At 68.4% G+C, this 18,077-nt stretch carries 15 protein-coding genes; 6 read left to right on the top strand and 9 right to left on the bottom strand.

Annotation, left to right across the window (positions count from 1 at the left end; translation table 11 throughout):
* The first annotated feature begins 226 nt into the window (after positions 1-226).
* Positions 227-1,588 (top strand): lytic transglycosylase domain-containing protein, encoded by a 1,362-nt coding sequence (locus tag EV646_RS10850; protein ID WP_132146984.1) that lies wholly within the window; start codon positions 227-229, stop codon positions 1,586-1,588.
* Between the two features lie 129 nt (positions 1,589-1,717).
* On the opposite strand, the gene EV646_RS10845 is transcribed toward EV646_RS10850, so the two are convergent.
* Both EV646_RS10845 and EV646_RS10840 read right to left on the bottom strand, forming a co-directional pair.
* The gene (locus tag EV646_RS10845) at positions 1,718-5,416 is read right to left on the bottom strand and encodes a S8 family peptidase (protein WP_132146981.1); all 3,699 of its coding nucleotides are present in this window, start codon (positions 5,414-5,416) and stop codon (positions 1,718-1,720) included.
* A gap of 234 nt (positions 5,417-5,650) precedes the next feature.
* Positions 5,651-6,613, bottom strand: coding sequence for a TIGR03560 family F420-dependent LLM class oxidoreductase (locus EV646_RS10840; protein WP_132146978.1), 963 nt, complete (start codon positions 6,611-6,613; stop codon positions 5,651-5,653).
* Positions 6,614-6,738: 125 nt separating this feature from the next.
* Between EV646_RS10840 and EV646_RS10835 the strand changes: the two genes are divergently transcribed.
* Positions 6,739-7,428, top strand: coding sequence for a hypothetical protein (locus EV646_RS10835; RefSeq protein WP_132146975.1), 690 nt, complete (start codon positions 6,739-6,741; stop codon positions 7,426-7,428).
* A 7-nt stretch (positions 7,429-7,435) separates the two neighbouring features.
* Here the strand turns inward: EV646_RS10835 and EV646_RS10830 are convergent, their stop codons facing one another.
* Both EV646_RS10830 and EV646_RS10825 read right to left on the bottom strand, forming a co-directional pair.
* Positions 7,436-8,362 (bottom strand): GlxA family transcriptional regulator, encoded by a 927-nt coding sequence (locus EV646_RS10830; protein WP_132146971.1) that lies wholly within the window; start codon positions 8,360-8,362, stop codon positions 7,436-7,438.
* 7 nt (positions 8,363-8,369) lie between these two features.
* Positions 8,370-8,969 carry an isochorismatase family protein gene (locus EV646_RS10825; RefSeq protein ID WP_132146968.1) on the bottom strand — a complete coding sequence of 200 codons (600 nt, stop codon included), beginning with the start codon at positions 8,967-8,969 and terminating at the stop codon, positions 8,370-8,372.
* Between the two features lie 237 nt (positions 8,970-9,206).
* On the opposite strand from EV646_RS10825, the gene EV646_RS10820 reads away from it, so the two are divergent.
* The 3 genes from EV646_RS10820 to EV646_RS10810 are packed head-to-tail and all read left to right on the top strand — an operon-like array spanning position 9,207 to position 12,032.
* Positions 9,207-10,427, top strand: coding sequence for an aldose epimerase family protein (locus EV646_RS10820; RefSeq protein WP_132146965.1), 1,221 nt, complete (start codon positions 9,207-9,209; stop codon positions 10,425-10,427).
* Positions 10,428-10,432: 5 nt separating this feature from the next.
* Entirely contained in the window at positions 10,433-11,257 is an 825-nt protein-coding gene (locus tag EV646_RS10815; RefSeq protein ID WP_132146962.1) for an aminoglycoside adenylyltransferase domain-containing protein, read from the top strand.
* Between the two features lie 49 nt (positions 11,258-11,306).
* A complete protein-coding gene (locus EV646_RS10810) occupies positions 11,307-12,032 on the top strand; it encodes a class I SAM-dependent methyltransferase (RefSeq protein ID WP_132146959.1) in 726 nt (241 codons plus the stop codon).
* 20 nt (positions 12,033-12,052) lie between these two features.
* Here EV646_RS10810 and EV646_RS10805 read toward each other — a convergent pair whose 3' ends face one another.
* From EV646_RS10805 to EV646_RS10785, 5 genes are read right to left on the bottom strand one after another with little or no spacing between them, the layout of a single operon-like run.
* Entirely contained in the window at positions 12,053-12,451 is a 399-nt protein-coding gene (locus tag EV646_RS10805) for a VOC family protein (protein WP_132146956.1), read from the bottom strand.
* Positions 12,452-12,461: 10 nt separating this feature from the next.
* Positions 12,462-12,905, bottom strand: a complete 444-nt coding sequence (locus EV646_RS10800) for a MaoC family dehydratase (protein ID WP_132146953.1) — start codon at positions 12,903-12,905, stop codon at positions 12,462-12,464.
* Positions 12,902-13,645, bottom strand: coding sequence for a PIG-L deacetylase family protein (locus tag EV646_RS10795; RefSeq protein WP_132146950.1), 744 nt, complete (start codon positions 13,643-13,645; stop codon positions 12,902-12,904). The genes EV646_RS10800 and EV646_RS10795 overlap by 4 nt, the downstream gene beginning before the upstream one ends.
* Complete coding sequence (locus EV646_RS10790) at positions 13,642-14,199, bottom strand: OsmC family protein (protein ID WP_132146947.1); 558 nt, start codon at positions 14,197-14,199, stop codon at positions 13,642-13,644. Before EV646_RS10790 ends, EV646_RS10795 begins: the two co-directional genes overlap by 4 nt.
* 23 nt (positions 14,200-14,222) lie before the next feature.
* Positions 14,223-15,395, bottom strand: coding sequence for an FAD-dependent oxidoreductase (locus EV646_RS10785; protein ID WP_132146944.1), 1,173 nt, complete (start codon positions 15,393-15,395; stop codon positions 14,223-14,225).
* A gap of 107 nt (positions 15,396-15,502) precedes the next feature.
* Here EV646_RS10785 and EV646_RS10780 point away from each other — a divergent pair, with 107 nt between their 5' ends.
* Positions 15,503-18,073, top strand: coding sequence for an ATP-binding protein (locus EV646_RS10780; RefSeq protein ID WP_132146941.1), 2,571 nt, complete (start codon positions 15,503-15,505; stop codon positions 18,071-18,073).
* Positions 18,074-18,077 lie beyond the last annotated feature (4 nt).

Raw genomic sequence — 18,077 nt, 5'->3', positions numbered from 1 at the left:
GGGCGGGCAGCACCAATTGCCCTCGACTCGGCCCGCCGGGGGCTTCACTTGTGTGAAGTTACGGGCCAGTATGGGTACCCGGTGACCGCTCGTACACGGTCTCGTCCGGCGCGTAACCCACGCACGGGGCGGGCGTTAGACCAATGACGACGGCGACCGACAAGACGCAATGACGTGTCCGCAGCGTGGGGCTGGGCAGGTCGATGAGTCACGGAGGGGATCATCGATGGCGAAGGGCAAGCGCCGCGCCACGGGTAGCGGGTGGCGTCAGGTGGCGCCGCTCATCCCGCTGGCGTTGTTCGCGAGCGCATTCACCGTCAGTGCCACGGATGATCCGGCGGTCGCCACGGCATCGCTGGAGCAGGGTCTGTCCGGCAGGGACCCGGTCGTCGTGCCGAAGCAGCCGATCGCGGAGCCGGCCAACGTGCCGGTGCCCGGTGTGGTCGGCCACGGCGTCGATCCGGGCGAGCAGCCGACCCAGGTGGTCTCCGGCCTGTCCCGCAACGGCATTCCGACCGCGGCTCTGAAGGCGTACTCACGGGCTCAGCAGGTGATGGCGCAGGTCGACCCGGCGTGCAACCTGCCGTGGACGCTGGTGGCCGCGATCGGCCGCGTCGAGTCGAACCACGGCCGCTTCGGCGGTAACTCGCTCAACTCCCAGGGCGTCGCGGTACCGGGCATCTTCGGCCCGCGACTGGACGGCGTGAACACGGCGCGGATCACCGACACGGACGCGGGTGCGTTCGACGGTGATGGCGCGTTCGACCGCGCGGTCGGCCCGATGCAGTTCATCCCCGGCACCTGGCGGGCGATGGGCGTGGACGGCGATGGCGACGGCGTGCGGAACCCGCAGGACATCGACGACGCGGCCATGTCGACCGCGGTGTACCTGTGCTCGGGCAAGACCAACCTGTCCAAGGCGAGCGACCTCAACGCGGCCGTGCTGCGCTACAACCACTCCCAGCAGTACGCCGACCTGGTGCTGAGCATCGCCAGGGCGTACGCGGGCGGCAGCTGGATCGCTGTCGGCAACGGGACCACCGGCGACGGCGTCGACCGGCCCGGCGATCAGGTCGGCGACCCGACCATCGACGCCCCGGCCGACAACAACCTGCCGCAGGCGGTGGACCAGCCGACCTACCCGGGTGCGGCGAAGCCGACGCAGTCGACGACAGAGCAGAGCAGCGGCAAGCCGTCGAGCAGCCCGACCAAGACACCGCCGTCGAGCAAGCCGACGACGAACAAGCCGGGCACCAGCGACCCGTCGACGAACGACCCGACCACGTCGACTCCCAAGCCACCGACGACGACCACTCCGACCGCCGACCCGGTGGCCAAGCTGCAGACCACGGCCGGCCTCATCGTCGGTACGGTCGGCAGCACTCTGACCGAGCTGAAGACGGCCACGACGTACTGTCAGTCGGAGCTGGCGAAGGTGACCATCACCAAGCCGACGCAGGACCAGCTGCAGAAGTGCGTGACGGCGTACCAGACCGGCGGCACGAAGGCCGTCGACCAGGTGATCCGGAACCTGCTGTCCGCGCTCGGGCTGCTCGGTGTTCTCGGTGGAGGCATCCTCGGGAGCTGATTTCCACAGACCGGCGCGCCTGCCCCCACCCCTCCCTTGGCGCGCCCCTGGCGACGCCACGGAGCACATCCCCCCGGCTTCGTGGCGTCGCCCCATTTTTAACGTTCATCCAGCACAGCAACGTTCATTTCATTTGGTGGCCCAGGCCCGCTCGATGGTCTGGCTGATCTTGTTTCCAACCAGATCCGTCGCCGTCACCCGAATGCTCGCGTACGACGCCCCAGCCGGAGCAGCAGGAATTCGCGCCGCCCTCACTGACCCTGGCGTGAGCTGGAGCCGCTGCCACGTCGTACCGTCGTACGAGATCTCCGCTGTTGTGCGGAAGACGCCCAGCCCACGGGCACCCGGCTGGTACCCGGGCTTGAGCTGGAGCCAGCCGTCGGCCAGCGTGTAGTCGACCTGGACCAGCGGGAGCACGGACCGCCCGCGCGCCGGCTTGGACAGGAAGTGCCACTCGGTGTGGGTCACGGTCGAGGTGGCCTTCCAGCTCTTCGGACCACGCTTCTGTTCCAGCGTCAGGTCGTACCAGGCAGCCTGAGCCGGTACGGCGAACTGCGCGACGGACCAGTTCTTGCTGCCGAGCTCCACACCGTTGCTGCTCAGCTTCATGCTCGTCACGTCGCCGCGGTCACCCCAGCCGTAGACGACGCCGTCACCACTCACGTACTGTGGAATCGCGATCCGCAGCGCGTTCTCGAACCGAGCGGCCGGCAGCCCCTGCGTCTCGTTGCCGACGGCGTTGTCCGGGGTCGCCGGACGCATCAGCGACTCCCACCAGCCGCGGGTCACCTTCTCGCCTGCGCGGTAGGTCCGGGAGGTCGTGTACTCGTAGCCGGACTCGTTCCACTCCCCTGCCGCGGTCTTCTCGTCCCAGGAGACGCCGTTAAGGTCGCTGACCAGGTAGTCCGTGCGCGTGACCGGACCGTTGACATTGCGGCTGGCAGTCAGTCCGGTCGACAGCCCGGGCAGATGAGCGATCCGCTGGTCGGTGTGCAGGTACCACGCGTCGTTGCGCTGGTAGTCCGTGGTGACAACCGCCGGTCGCATCCGCGCTACGTCATACGTGAGCGCGCCCTTCACCACAGACGGACCGACAGCCACGTCGTAGCGGTAAGTGCTGTCCCGTACTCCGCTGAGCTGCAGCGACACCGGCCCCTTGGCCAGCAGGTCGAGCAACTGCTTCCCCTGCTCGGCACGCAGAAGGTAGAACGGGATGCCCTGCTCGGAGCCGGTCGACCAGAACCCGGGCTTCTCGTTGTACATGAAGACAGCTTTGGCCCCGGCATCCTTGGCCGCCTTGACCTGCTTGGTGGTCTGGCTCAAGGACACCCAGCGGACCAGCGCCACCTTGTCCTTGGCCCCGGCCAGCTGAGCCGCCGTACCGTCACCGCCGTTGTAGAGCGGCAGCGTGTCGTTCCCGACGTAGTCGGTCCGGTACGACGCTCCGTACGGCGTCGGCAGGCGGAAGCTGCTGCCCACGCCGGCGACGTCGACAGTCAGCTTGGGCTGCGCGAGATCCCAGCGCTGCACGACCTGGAAAGTGCCGTTGGCAACCTTTCCGAAGTCCTGCACATAGACGCCGTTGGCAACCCGGTCGCCGTGGTAGAACCAGCCGGACACCGCGTCGCGGTCGCCGACCTTGCGGTGCCACGCGATGCCGACGCTCTCCGCATCGGCAGGCTGCGGGGTCTTCACCGTGACCTTGTTCGCCTTGCGGGCGTCGAAGGTGAAGGTGCGGTCGCTGTCGATCCACTCGTCCGGATCACCGAGCAAGGTGATCGAGTTCGTCCAGTTGGCTTCGTCGCCACCCATCGCGTACGCCATCACGCTGTAGCGCCCGGTCGGCACCTCGAGGGTCTGGCTGCCGGTCTGGTCGAAGGCGACCGCAGTGACGTCACCGGTGTCCTGGTTCCACAGTTGAACGCCGCTCGAACCGCCCTTGGTCGTGGCCGGCTGACCATCGCGGCCGATCGCCTTCACGGTCACCTGGTTCAGCCGGCCGCCGGCCGCAAAGCCGAGACCGGTCCGGTACGACTGGTTGCCGCTGCGGGCGGTGAGGACGCCGGAGTACTTGGCCGGCTGGGTCTTAGCCAGGTCGAGGGTGACGGTCGCGGACGCCGTACCGCCGGCTGGGATCGTCACCTTCGCCGGGCTGACGGTCAAAGCGGCTGCGATCTTGCCGGGTGACTGAGCTGCGATGGACAGGTTGAGGGTGAGCGGCTTGGTGGAGTTGTTGCGGTAGGCAACCTTGCGGGTGACCGGCGCGGGGGCGGTGCCGGTCCAGGAGACATCGCCGAAGAACAGGTTCGCGGTGTCCGGCAGAACCTTCGGGTCGAGCGCCTTCGGGATGTCGATCCGGCCGAGGCCTTGCTCATTCGGGGTCGCATCCTTGGCCGGTACGGCGGTCGCGGCCAGAGCGGCCTTCAGTTGCTGGCCGGTCCAGTCCGGGTGGCGCTGGGCCAGGATCGCGGCGGCGCCGGCGACGTGCGGGGTCGCCATCGACGTGCCGCTCATCGCTGTGTAGTACTGGCCGAGCACGTGGCCCTGCTCGGTCCCGGCTGCGCGGGCGGCGGCAATCTCGACACCCGGCGCGGTCACCTCGGGCTTCATCGCGCCGTCGCCGAGACGTGGGCCGCGGCTGGAGAACGACGCCAGCTCGTCGTCGCGGTCGACCGCACCGACCGTCAGCGCCTCGGCCGCCGTACCGGGAGAACCAACGGTTTCCTCGGCGCCGGAGTTGCCGGCGGCGATGACGAACAGGGCGCCGCTGGACTTGGAGAGCTGGTTGACCGCTTCGCTCATCGGGTCGGTGCCGTCGGACGGCCAGCCGCCCAGGCTCATGCTGATCACCTTGGCGCCCTGCTGGACGGCCCACTCCATGCCGGCGATCGCCTCGGAGTCGAAGCCGCCGCCGCTGTTGTCGAGCACCTTGCCGATCAGCAGTTCGGCGCCGGGAGCGACACCCTTGCGCTTGCCGGCGGACGCCGTACCGAGACCGGCGACGATCGACGCGGTGTGAGTGCCGTGGCCGTGCAGGTCCTGGACGGCTTCGTCGGGGATGAAGCTCTCGGACGCTGCGACCTGCTTGGCGAGGTCCGGGTGGTTGGCGTCGTACCCGGTGTCGAGGACGGCGACCTTCACGCCCTTGCCGTCGTACCCTGCCTGCCAGGCGGTCTGGGCACCGATCTGTTTCGTGGACTGGTCGAGGGTCGCGTGAGTGCGGCCGTCGAGCCAGATCTTGTTGACGCTTGTGCTTTTGAAGGTCTTCGGACCGCTGATGCTGTCCCAGAAGGTCTTCGCGTCGGCCTTCTGCACGGTGACCGCCGTACTGCCGACGCTGGGGAGAGTACGGCGGAGGGTCGCGGCCTGCGGGGTTGAGGGGGCGTTGCGCAGGGTCGACGGCGCGGAGAGGAGGAGAGGCAGCCGGTCGCTGCTCGCGTCGTCGTACCCCTGCGCAACGAGGTCGGTCAGATTGAAGAGCCGGTTGTCGAGGCGGCCCTCGGACAGCAACGGGTAGGCGGCAGCCGGGACCAGGCTGAGATCGCCGTCGAAGCTGCCGACGTAGTAGGGCTCGTCGCTGGTCAGCCGGGCCGAGGTCTGGCCGTTGGAGCTGGTGGTCAGCTCGGCGATGTCGCCGGTGACCAGGGTGATCCGGTGCGTACTCGCGCCCGGCGTCGGCTGCCCGGCACTGCCGGCGCCGGCGCCATCGGCCGAGGTGGTGGCGCCGGCCGGGGTGGTGGCGTGTGCGACGGTGGTCGCCAGCAGCAGGGAACTGGCGACCACCGTCGCGATCAGGCTCGTCGTGAACCGTGACGATCGGGTAGTCACAGGGGGAAACCTCCCGATGCCCCGACCCACGCGAGGCCATCCTCGGGAGCCTTACAGTTGCCGATGGCCCCGGTCCACCACTCCCCCTGACGTACACCCGCCATGACCGATTCTGGTCACCCTCATTTGATGGGTCCACCAGCCAAATGAGGGGTTCCCCGCCCGTATGCGGACGGGGAACCCCTCATCTGCTGGGTGAACCCACCAAACGGGGTCGCGCCGGTGCCGGGATGGTCAGGCGAAGCGCTTGGCTACCTGCTCTACGCGGTCTACCAGGTCGAGGTCGTAGGCGACGCCGGGGACGTAGAAGATGACGTAGTCGGCGCCGGCCTCGAGGGCGGCTTCGACCTTGTTGGCGATCTCGTCCTCGGTGGCGATGAAGTTGTCGCGGTCGAACTTCTCCCGGTTCATCGGGCCGAGCGCCTTCTCGGTCGCGCGCTGCGGGTCGTCACCCTTGTCGATCGGGAACACGTTGAAGTTGGTCGACTTGATGATCTCGTCGTAGTCGCGGCCGACCTTGTCGCAGTGCCCGCGCAGGATCGCCAGCTTCTCCTTGATCACCTCGGGGTTGCCGCCGCCGATGTTGGCCGCGTCGCCGTACTGCGCGACCAGCTTCAGCGTCACCTTCGGACCGCCGCCGCCGATCCACAGGCTCGGGTGCGGCTTGCGCACACCCTTCGGCTCGTTGATCGGCGCGTCGATCGAGTAGTACTTGCCGTTGTAGACCGGCTTGTCCTCGGTCCACATCTTCACGATGATCTCGGTCGCCTCGCGGAAGGCCGCCATCCGCTCCGGCACCTCGGTCCAGTCGTAGCCGTACGCCTTCCACTCGTGCTCGTACCAGCCGGCGCCGATCCCGGCGTACAGGCGGCCGTGGCTGGCGACGTCGACGGTGGACGCGATCTTCGCGTAGAGCGAGGGGTTCCGGTAGCCGTTGCAGCCGACCATCTGGCCGATGTTCACTCGCTCGGTGTCACGCGCCAGCGCGGCGGTCGCGGACCAGCACTCGAAGGTGGTGTTGTCACTGGGCTCCGGCACGGTGTGGAAGTGGTCGAACAGCCAGATCGAGTCCCAGGACTGGTCGTCGGCCCGCTTGGCGACGGCGGTCATCGCCTCCCACTGCTCCACCGGATCGGCGATCTCCGCCAGATCCATCTTCCAGCCCTGCGGAACGAAAATCCCGAAACGTGTAGTCATGCTGCCATCCTTTCCGGCCGCACCTGTCACGGTCCATCACTCTGGCTACTGAATTCGTTCTCAATCAGACCACTCGAACTTCTGAATCCCGTCGTACGTCGTACGCCCTGTACCCCGGGAGGACCATGAGCAAGTTCGACCAGCTCTTCAACGCCGCCGCACCACTCATCGCGAGCGGAGACCACCAGCGCGACGAACCCCCACGCGAGGGCGGCCGCTGGCCCGTCAGCGTCGTACTGCGTCCTCCGCCGGACAGCGACCTCAGCCACCGTCTCGACGCTGTGACCGCGGAAGCGGCAGAGCTCGCAGGCACCGGCCACTGGCACACCGGGCAAGCGGGCTCCGCCCACCTCACCGTGCGAGCGCTGGAGACCTACCGCGCACACGTCGGTCCCTCGGACCCCGCGATCCAGCGCTACCAGTCAGCCCTACGCCGAGCGGCCACCGCGGCCGGCCCGGCCCGGATCCGGGTGGCCGGACTGACCCTCACGCCCGGCACTGTGATGGCTTGCGCCGTACCGCTCGACTCGCAGGCCGATCTGTTCATGGACCGCCTCGCCGCCGAGCTCGGTCCCGACGCGTGGCACGAGTTGCCTGACGGCCGCCGCGACATCTGGTACCTGAACCTGATCCACTTCACCACCGACATCGCCAAGCCGGCGGCTCTGGTCGACTGGGTCGCCGCGCACCGATCGACGTATCTCGGCGAGGCAACCATCCCTGTCGCCGAACTCGTCCGCTTCCACCACACCCCGACTCCACCGCGGCCCTACATGCGTCCGGAGGTACTCGCCCGGGCGTCGCTCAGACGGTGACCTAGGCCTACCCCGCGACGGGTTCCGTCGCGCGGGAGCGGAGCCGGCGGAGCATGCGGGGGTCTTCGAAGCCGACGGCGCGGGCTGCGGATTCGACGGTGGCGCCGTGGCCGATGAGGTGTTCGGCGCGTTCGAGGCGGAGCAGTTGCTGGTAGCGGAGTGGGGTGAGGCCGGTGGCGTTCGTGAAGATGCGGGTCAGGGTGCGTTCGCTGACACCGATCTCGGCCGCCAGCTCGGTGAGCGGCAGGCGTTGCGCATAGCGGGCATCGATGACGTCCTGCACCCGATGGGCCAGGTCGCTGAGGTGACCGCGGTGCCGGAGCATCACGCTCTCCTGCAGTTCGTCGCCGTTGCGTCGCGCGTACACCACCATCTCCCGCGCGACCCGGGCCGCCGCCTCGGCGCCACGCTCGATGGCGACCAGATGCAGCGCGAGATCTATCCCGCTCGCGATCCCGGCTGAGGTGATCACGCGATCGTCGACGACGTACAGGACGTCCCGCACGATCGTCCCATTCGGATACCGCGCGGCCAGCTCATCGGTCAGATCGTGGTGCGTCGTGTACCGCCGCCCGTCGAGCAACCCGGCCGCCCCGAGCGCGTCCGCCCCGGAACACACGCTCGCCACCGTGCCGCCACCCGCATGGTGACTCCGCAACCGCTGCTTGGTCTCCGGCCCGATCGGCGGCACGGGCGACAATCGCGGCGACCTCCAGCCCGGTACGACGATCAGGTCATCCGGGCCGAGGTCGGGCCACTCCAGCTGCGCCTTCACCGGCACACCCTGCGCGGTGACGATCTCCTCGACCTCGGCCACATAGCTCAGCCGATAGCCGTATCCGAAGTCATTCGCGGTCGCGAAGACCTGCGCCGGCCCGGCCAGATCCAGCAGGTGCAGTTTCGGCACCAGCAGGAACACGACGTCGGTAGGCATGATCCGGTCAGGATGACACGAGTACGCCGGCTTGTTCGTCGAGGGTCCGGATGGTGGCGAACCGGCCGGCCAGCGCGTACTCGGTCCGCTCGGTGACGAGCTCCGGCGACAGCGTCCGCGGGTCGGCCAGGATCTCCTCGAGGGTCGCGTCCGCGGGCATCGTCCAGTGCGGCAGCGGGGTCGTCGCGGTCGCCTCGGTGACGAACACGACGTCGTACCCGAAGTCCGAGGCGACCCTGGTCGTGGTCTCGCAGCACTGCTCGGTGCGGATGCCGCTGACAACGACCTCGCTGATTCCGTGCTGAGTCAGCAGCTGCTGCAGATTCGTTGTGGTAAAGGCATTGTGGGACGTCTTGGTCAGCACCGGCTCGCCGTCGGCCGGTTCGAGTCCCTCGATGAAGCGGACGTGACCATTCACCGGATCGAAGGCACCGCCAGTGCCCGGCTCGGTGTGCAGCACCCAGACGACCAGGTCACCCTTCGCCCGGGCGGCCTGGACCAAACGGTCGACACGTGAAGCGATGTCGGGGTGGTTCACGGCCTTCCAGTTCGGGCGGACCCGGAAGGATTCCTGGACGTCGACGACGAGAAGTGCGGTTCGGCTCATGTGCTCAATGCTGGCGGCGGAGCGCCGTACCGGAAAGGCATGATCGGGGCCGGGGGCGGACCGATCTGGTCACGGAGACGGCCGCCTTTCGACCAGCATGCAGTCATCGGACGAATTCAAACGGTTACGAACTATTCCAAACGTCGGACAGTCGTGCGTAGAGTGCCCGGGTCGGTGCGTGAGAACGCTCTCGCTCTCCGTGACACCGACGTCAGTCGACTCAGTGAGGGGAATGCGATGACTGATCACCTGCCCCGCCGCCAGGTCCTGCGGACGGCCGGCGCCCTCGGGCTCGGTGCCGCCGCCGCGGGCGCGCTCGGCGGCACCGCCCAGGCCACTTCGGCCACTGGTACGCCGGATAGGTTGACCGCCATGGGTGCACACCACGGCAAACTCGAGATCCGCAAGGACCCGTTCGGTACGACGGCCGACGGCGTCAAGGTGGACGTCTACACGTTCACCAACGGCCGCGTCACCATCTCGATGCTGACCTGGGGCGCGACCATCCAGCGGGTCGAGACGCCGGACCGGCGCGGCCGGACGAAGAACATCAGCCTCGGGTTCGACAACCTGCCGGACTACGCGACACTCAGCCCGTACTTCGGATCCACCATCGGCCGGTACGGCAACCGGATCGCCAAGGGCCGCTTCACCTTGGACGGTACGACGTACCAGATCCCGGTCAACAACGGTGAGAACGCGCTGCACGGCGGCACGATCGGCTTCGACAAGAGGGTGTGGACGGCGAAGGTCGTCGAGACCGAGAAGAAGATCGGCGTCGCCTTCAGCTATGTCAGCCCGGACGGCGAGATGGGCTTCCCGGGTGAGCTGACCACGACCGTGACGTACACGCTGGACCGGCGCGACAACCTGCGGATCGATTATCACGCGACCGTGGCCGGTAAGGCGACCATCGTGAACCTGACCAACCACGTCTACCTCAACCTGGCCGGCGAGGGCAGCGGCCCGATCGACGGTCACGTGCTGCAGCTCGACGCGCCGTCGTACACACCGGTCGACGCCGGCCTGATCCCGACCGGCGAGATCGCGCCGACGGCCGGGACGCCGTTCGACTTCAGCAAGCCGACCGCGATCGGCAAACGGCTCCGGGACGACCACCCCCAACTGGTGGTCGGGCGTGGGTACGACCACAACTTCGTCCTCGGCGGTACGCCGGACGACGACGGACTGCGGTGGGCCGCCCGCTTCTGGGAGCCCGAGGACGGGCGGACCGTCACCGTGCTCACCACCGAGCCGGGCGCGCAGTTCTACAGCGGCAACTTCCTCGACGGGACGTTCCAGGGCATCGGTAACAAGTCGTACCGCCAGGGCGACGCCTTCGCCTTCGAGACCCAGCACTTCCCGGACTCCCCCAACCACCCGAACTTCCCGTCCACGGTCCTCCGCCCGGGCCAGACCTACACCTCCACGACGATCTACAGCTTCGGCACGAAGTAGGTGGTATGACGCCCGCGCATCCAGCCGACCGCCCGCAGTCGTGGGACGACTGCGACGAGGATCTCCGTGCCTACATCCTCGGGTCGCTGGATGCGATGGGACTTGATGCCGTCGGCATCTATCTGCACGGATCGCTCGCGATGCGCTGCTTCTACCGGGCGAAGAGCGATGTCGATGTGTTGGTGGTGGTGCCGGAGACCCTCAGCGAAGCCGAGCGCGCCCATGCCGCCCGCGCACTCGCCCGGCGGTCGCTCGACCGGCCGATGCTGGGTGACTTCGAACTGTCGGCCCTCACCGTCGCGCAAGCGGCACAGCACCAGCACCCGCGGCCTTTCGAGGTCCACTACTCGGCCGCTTGGACGACTGACATCCTGACCGACCGCGTCGACTACACCGCCCAGCGCTCCGACCCGGACCTCGCCGCGCACATCACGGTAGTGCACAAACGTGGTGCCGTCGTGAGTGGACCACCACCGGCCGAGCTGTTCGCGGAAGTACCTCATGCCGACTACCTCGCCGCGATCACGGCCGACCTGCACGAGGTCCTCTCCGGCCACACGCTGCTGTCAACGCCGTACTACGGCGTACTCAACGCCTGCCGAGTCCTGGCAACCGTCAAACAGGGCTCCGGCACAATCCTCAGCAAGGAGGAAGGCGCTGTCTGGGCACTCGACTGCCTGCCGACCACCCACGCACCCCTCATCCAACAGGCCCTCACCTGTTATCGCAGCGCCCGCCCCGTGACCGCCCAGAACCGGGAAACCGACGGCCACGCCTGGGACGAAGACGCCTTGCTGCGATTCCGCGACGCCGTACTCGCGCAGCTTTAGCTGCTAGCAGACGAGGAAACATTGGTGGTGCGGCTGCCGTTCGACGTACATGACCATCACGAGTGCATACGACGAAGTGGCGGACGTCTACCACGAGACCGTTGATCCCGACGGCGTCGGGCTGGAGGATCAGACGTTCGATGAACTGGTGGGTGAGGTGCGTGGTCTGCGCGTGGCTGCGGTTGCGTGTGGGCAGGGGCGGGATGCGCGACGACTGGCTGATCTTGGTGCTGACGTGGTTGGGATCGATGCTTCGGAGGCGATGCTGGGCCACGCCCGGAGGCTCGAGCAGGAGGCGCCGCGCGGTATCGAGTACGTTCACGACGACGCCCAGGAGCTCCGTCGGATCGACGACGCCTCGTTCGATGCGGTGGTGTGCCATATGGCGTTGATGGACATTCCCGAACTAGAGCCGGCGGTGCGGTCGATTGCCCGGATTCTCAAGCCTGGTGGGTGGTTCGCGGCGTCGATCGTGCATCCGTGCTACAAGACCCCCGCTGACGGGGAGTTGATCGACCACGTCGACGGCTCGACTCGGCGCATCACCGGTCGTTACTTCGAGGAGGGGCCGTACGACAGCAAGACGCGGTGGGCGATCCTGCCTCGGGTCGCCTATCACCGGATGCTGTCGACCTATATCAACACCTTGGTGGCTGCAGGTCTGCCCGTCGTACGGATGGTCGAACCGGTCGGCGAGCGGCCGGTCTGGCAGTCCGTGCCTGGTCTGCTCTACTTCCGCTGCCAAAAGAGCGAGGTGGTCCCACCCCCTCTGTAGGGACCACCTCGCTTCGGTGGTTACGCCGCCGGGGCGGCGAAGAATTCCAGCGCTACGCCGTCGGGGTCCTTGAAGGACAGGCCGGAGCCGTAGTGGGCGTCGACGATGCCGCCGTGCTTGATGCCCAGTTCGTCCAGGCGGTTCTGCCAGGTCTCGAGTTCGGCGCGGTCGATGCAGGTGAAGGCGACGTGGTCCAGGCCCGCGATGCGCGCGTCGAACTCACTGGACCAGTTGCCGTCCGGGAAGTAGTGCAGACCGAACAGCTGGCCGCCGTCGATGGCGTAGACCACGTGCCTGAAAGGCCCGGTGTCTTCGTCCAGCACAGGTTCGGCTGCGAACAGTTGCGTGTACCACGGGACACTGACCGCAAGATCGGTCACCGTCACGGCCACGTGGGTGATGCCCGGAAATGTCGTCATGGCGACTCCTTCAGTGTTGTGCTTGCCCCGATGCGGTCGCATCGAGGTCGCTACCGGATCCGAGCGGCACGCGGTACACGTGCGCATCACCGTCGAGTACGACAACGCCGTCGCCGTTGGTGATCGTCGTACGGATCCGGAAAACCGGTTTGGTGGCGTGGACCTCCAGCACCTCGACCTCGGCGGTGATCTCGTCGCCGGGCCGGACCGGTGCCAGGAAGTTCCAGGCCACTCGGAGGAACACGCTGCCGGGACCGGGCACGTCCTCGGCGACGACCGCGTTGAGCAGGCCGGACGTCACGCCGCCCTGGACGATCAGCCCGCCGAAGCGGGTGGCCGCGGCCAGTTCCTCGTTGTAGTGCAGGGGATTGCGGTCCCCGGTCAGTTCGGTGAACAGCTCGATGTCGCGCTGCGACACCACCCGGGTTCTCCGGGCGATGCTCCCCGGCTTCATCGGACGCAGTCCGCGAGGGCCGGCGAGGCGGCGACGAAGGCCTCGATCGACCACCAGCGCCGGAAGGCTTCCGGTCCGACCTCGGTGAGCAGGCCGGTCGTCTGCGAGACGTGGGCGCGCAGAGCCGCGATCTTCCGATCCAGCTGAGTCCCGGTCAGTACAACGTGTACGGCGAGCTCGTCGTCGGCCGTGACCGGTCGATCATCCGACATCCAGATCCCGAGCCGCTCGCTGACCTCGCCCCACTCCGCGTAATAGCGCGGAGTCAGCGTCGCGTACAGCAACCGCGCGCGAGCGCCGGACGCCTGCCAAGCAGCGGTCGTCCAGGCCGACACGGCCTGATGATCGGAGTGACCTGTCACGCCGTCCGGCCCGAAGGTCAGGATGGTGTCCGGTTCCACTTCCTCGATCAGCCCGGCAACCGCCGCCTCCCCGTCGGTGGCGTCAGCACAGAAGCCGTCTCGATACCCGAGCCACCGGTGCTCCCGTACGCCGACGCCCTCGAGGCTTACCCGCATTTCCTCTCGCCGGGTGGCCGCGAGTTCCTCGGGCGACACCGGATCCGGCGAACCCAGTTCGCCGTACGTCGCGGTGGCCACGACGACTCGATGACCCGCGTCGCTCAGGGCGGCCATCAGGCCGGCGGACAGGAAGGCTTCGTCGTCCGGATGGGCCCAGACGCCGAGGACGGTCCCCAGGTCCTCGGCGACCGGGCGGGTCCTCTGTGCTGGGACAGTCATTCGGTTTCTACCTCGATTCTGACCGGAACCTGGTTGGTGATGACGTCGTAGACGGCCGAGCGGGCCTGGGACTGGGCGACGAGCGCACGCAGCTTCTCGGACGGGGCGTCGCCCTTGACGGTGAACTTCACCGTGATGTTCTGGTAGCCGTTGCGGACCTCGGGGTCGAGCCCGAGGATGCCGTTCAGGTCGATGTCGCCGTACACGGTCGAGTGCACTTCGGTGAGCCGGATGCCGCGGGCGGCGGCGATGTTGGCGAGCCCGGCGGTCAGGCAGGCGGCGAGCGCGTGCAGCATGTACTCGACCGGGGTCGGCCCGTTGTCCTGGCCGACCAGCACCGCCGGGTGGTCGGCATCGAAGTGGAAGCTGCGCTCGTGGGTGCGCTCTTCGCCGACACCGAAGTACCCGTGGATCGTGCTGCGGCTGTGGGTGCCGCTGAGCCACTGGTTGCCGGCGCGGAACTGGAACTGGGCGGCCTCGGGCGCGCCCTTGACCGCGTCGAGGGTGGCGAACAGGGTGGCGGTGTCGACGCCGTTGGTGGCGATGGTGGTCATAGTCGTTCTCCTTGTGCGTTGGGTTAGACAGCGATGGGTTCTGGAGACGCCAGCTCGGTGGCTTCGGCGTCGAGAGCACGAGCGAGTTGCTTCTGCAGTACGACGAACTCCTGCACGCCCGGGTACTGAGCGAGCGCGATGGTCAGCTCGAAGACCTCCCGCAGGGCCCGGTCGCGCCGGCGCTGGTAGCCGGCCAGCGCGGCGTCCGGGTCGACGCCCAGGAGCGCCTCGTGTAGCGCGTCAGCCAGCAGCTCGGCATCGCGGTACGCGTCGGACAGGCCGTGCCCGGTGACCGGGTCCTTGTGGTAGCCGGCGTCGCCGACCAGTGCCCAGCCGGGGCCGTGCGACCGGCGGATTTGGTTCGGCGCCCGCATCATGCCGGTGACCGGCGAGACCAGGCGGCCTGCGCGGAGGCGTTCGGCCAACTCGGGCGCCGTGCGCCGCAGGTAGTTGGTGAACGCCTCCGCGCGGGTCGTCGCCGTACGGCGGAACGCGTGCGCATCAGCGGTGGGGCCGCAGATCCAGATGCACGCTTGGCCGTGGTGGGTGGGGAACACTCCGCTGAGTGCCCGGTCGGCGACGACCAACTCGATTCCGTTCCAGGGCAGGCCGTCGAAGTACGCGTACTGCCCGGAACTCGAGGCACCCCGGCCCTCGATGATCCCGGCGCCCACCTCGCGAGCGATCCGGGAGCCGAGGCCATCCGCTCCGATCACGAAGCGCGCCGACAGCTCGATCGGCGCGCCGGACTCGTCGTGGCCGTACACGCCGGCGGCCCGGCCGTTCTGATCGAAGCGCACGCCGTCGACGGTGACGCCGTACCGCACCGAAGCTCCCGCGTCGGCCGCGGCGCCGGCCACGATCGTGTCGAGGATGTACCGGCGTGGCGCCACGAGCAGGTCGACCCCGGCGCTGTCCTTCACCGGACGGGTGATCGACTCGCCCGCCGCGGTGAACGTGACCTGCCGGATGGCCGGCGCGCCGCTGTCCAGCACAGCGTCGAGCAATCCCCAGCGGTTCAGCTGTACGACGCCCGGACGGGCGAGCTGATGCGTGGACACGGTGTCGCTCGGAAAGGTGTCCCGGTCGACCACGACGACGTCGTGTCCGTGCCTGGCGAGCAGGAGCGCGGTCGCGGCTCCGGCGGCTCGCGCACCGACGATGACGACGTCGTGGCGGTGATGGATTGACTGCATGCATCGTTTGTAGGTGCGGACAGCACTCCGCCGGATCCGTCGTACCTACGTAGATCGGTTGACTGACCTACGTAGTTCACGAGGTAATCGGGTGGGGGGTGGGACGGATGCTGGAGCGTGAGCGTGAGTTGGCCGAGCTCGCTGCCGCGGCCGAGGAGGCACGGGCGGGCGACGGTTCGGTCGTGCTCATCGCCGGTGAGGCCGGGATCGGCAAGTCGAGTCTGGTGCACGCGCTGAAGTCGGTCCTGCCGTCCGAGACCCGGCTGCTGGTCGGCTACTGCGACGACCTCGCCACGCCGCGGGTGCTGGGCCCGCTGCGCGACCTGATCGGCAGCGTTGGCGGTGTGCTCACTCGAGCGCTCGAGTCAGGCGACCGCAACGCGGTGAGCGACGCCCTCCGCGCGGAGCTCGACCGGCCGGACGAGCCGACCGTCCTCGTCGTCGAGGACCTGCATTGGGCCGACGAGGCAACCCTAGACGTACTGCGTTTCCTCGTACGGCGGATTGCCAGCCTGCCCGCCGTACTCGTTCTGTCGTACCGGGACGTCGAGATCACCAGAGACCACCCGCTCCAGCATCTGCTCGGGTTGGCGTCGAGCACGCCGCGACTCCGCCGGCTGCGGCCGGCCCGGCTGTCAGCTTCAGCCGTACGGCGGCTGGGCGCGCACACCGGCATGGACGCGGACCGCGTCTTCGCAGTCACCGCGGGCAACCCGTTCTTCGTCACCGAGATCTTCGCGTCCGGCGACCTGGACGGCGTGCCGCCAACCGTCGCCGAAGCGGTCGCGGCACGGCTGGCGGACCTCGACGCGTCGACGCGTGACGCGCTGGAACAGCTGGCGGTGATTCCGTCGACCGCCGAGCGCTGGCTGGTCGAAGCCGTCGTACCTGATGGGCTCGCCTCGCTCGCGGCAGCCGAGCGGATCGGCGTACTGGTGGTTTCGCCGTCCGGCGTCTCGTTCACGCATGAGCTCGCCCGCCGCGCCGTCACGGACTCGATGCCGGCCGCGCGCCGGGTGGCCTGCAACCAGGCCGTACTCGCGGCGCTGCTCGAGCGCCGGGCAGATGTCGACCTGTCCCGCATCGTCCACCACGCGGCCCAAGCCGGCGCAGGAGAGGTGATCGTCGAGCACGGCCCGGCCGCGGCGCGGGAGGCATCGGCCGCTGGTTCGCATCGCGAGGCGGTGGCGCACTATCGGCTGGTGCTCGACCACCGGGACATGTTCTCGACGTCCGAACAGGCGGATCTGTACGACGGCTACGCGGTCGAGTGCTACACGGCCGGATCGGCGGCGCTCGCCGTAAGTGCTGAGGAAGAAGCGGTCGCGTTACGGCGGTCACTGGGCGATCGGATTGCGCTGGGACTCAGTCTGCGCTGGTTGTCCCGGATGCATTGGTGGGCGGGTGATCGCCCGCGGGCCGAGATCAGCAGTGACCAGGCGATCGAGGTGCTCGAGGGTGCGGGTGACGAATCCGCGCTGGCGTTTGCCCTGAGCAACAGATCGCAGCTGTACATGCTGTCCGGGCATCGCGACGAATGCGTCGCCGTCGGAATGCGGGCCGTCTCGATGGCCCGCGAGCTCGGCGACGCCGGCTTGTTGTCCCACGCGCTCAACAACGTCGGCGTGGCGCTCTGGGAGGACGGCCTGCCGGAGGGCCAGGCACTGCTGGAGGAAAGCCTGAACGTCGCGCTCGACGCCGGTGAGATCGAGCATGCGTGCCGCGCGTACGTGAACCTCTGCTGGCAGTTGGCGGATCTGTCCCGGCTCAGCGAGGCGGAGCACCTGCTCGAGGACGCCATCGAGTTGGCCGACGAGGCGGAGTTCCACGGGTTCCGCCGGTACCTGCAGGTCACCCGCGGCATGGTGTACCTCGCGCTCGGCCGGTGGGACGAGGCGGAGCGGGAGGCGTTGTCGATCAACGACGCCGAGCTGATCAGACGGTGCCCGGCGTTGGTGGTCGCCGGCCTGGTTCGGACCCGGCGCGGCCAGGACGGCGAGGAGATGCTCAACGAAGCCTGGGACATCGCGCAACGACTCGGCGAGGCGCAACGCACCGGTCCGGCCGGTGCCGCCTTGCTCGAGGCGGCCTGGTTGCGCGGCGATCTCCCGGCAGTCGCTGCCCGCATGTTGCCGTCGTACGACGATGTGAAGCAACACGGGCGCGTCAGTCAGGCGGCTGCGTTCGGGTACTGGCTGCGGCTCGCGGGCCACGACCTGCCAGACGACGGGTTCGATCAGCCCTACACGCTCTTGGGCCGGGGACAGTGGCGGCAGGCGGCAGACGCTTGGCAGAGCGCCGGCTGCCCTTACGAGTACGCGCTTGCGCTCTCGCACAGCAGCAACGCTGCCGACCTGCTGGCTGCGCTCAACACCCTCGACAGCTTGGGCGCGGAGCCGCTGGCCCGGAAGGTACGAGTCCAGCTTCGGGAACTCGGAGTATCCCGGATCCCGCGCGGCCGCGTGCAGGCGACCCGCGAGAATCCCGCCGGCCTCACCGAGCGCCAAACCGACGTCATCCGCCTGCTGGCCGAGGGCCTGACCAACGCCGAGATCGCCGCGCGCCTGGTGCTGTCCGTCCGTACGGTCGACACCCACGTCGCCGCGATCCTTACCAAGCTCGACGCCAAAACCCGCCGCGCCGCCGCAACCAACGCAAAATCCCTCGGCCTACTGTGACCGC

This window comes from Kribbella antiqua (assembly GCF_004345665.1).
In the GTDB taxonomy this organism is placed as follows: Bacteria; Actinomycetota; Actinomycetes; order Propionibacteriales; family Kribbellaceae; genus Kribbella; species Kribbella antiqua.
The sequence above is the reverse complement of the archived record's forward strand: the minus strand, read 5'-3'. Positions and strand labels throughout refer to the sequence as shown.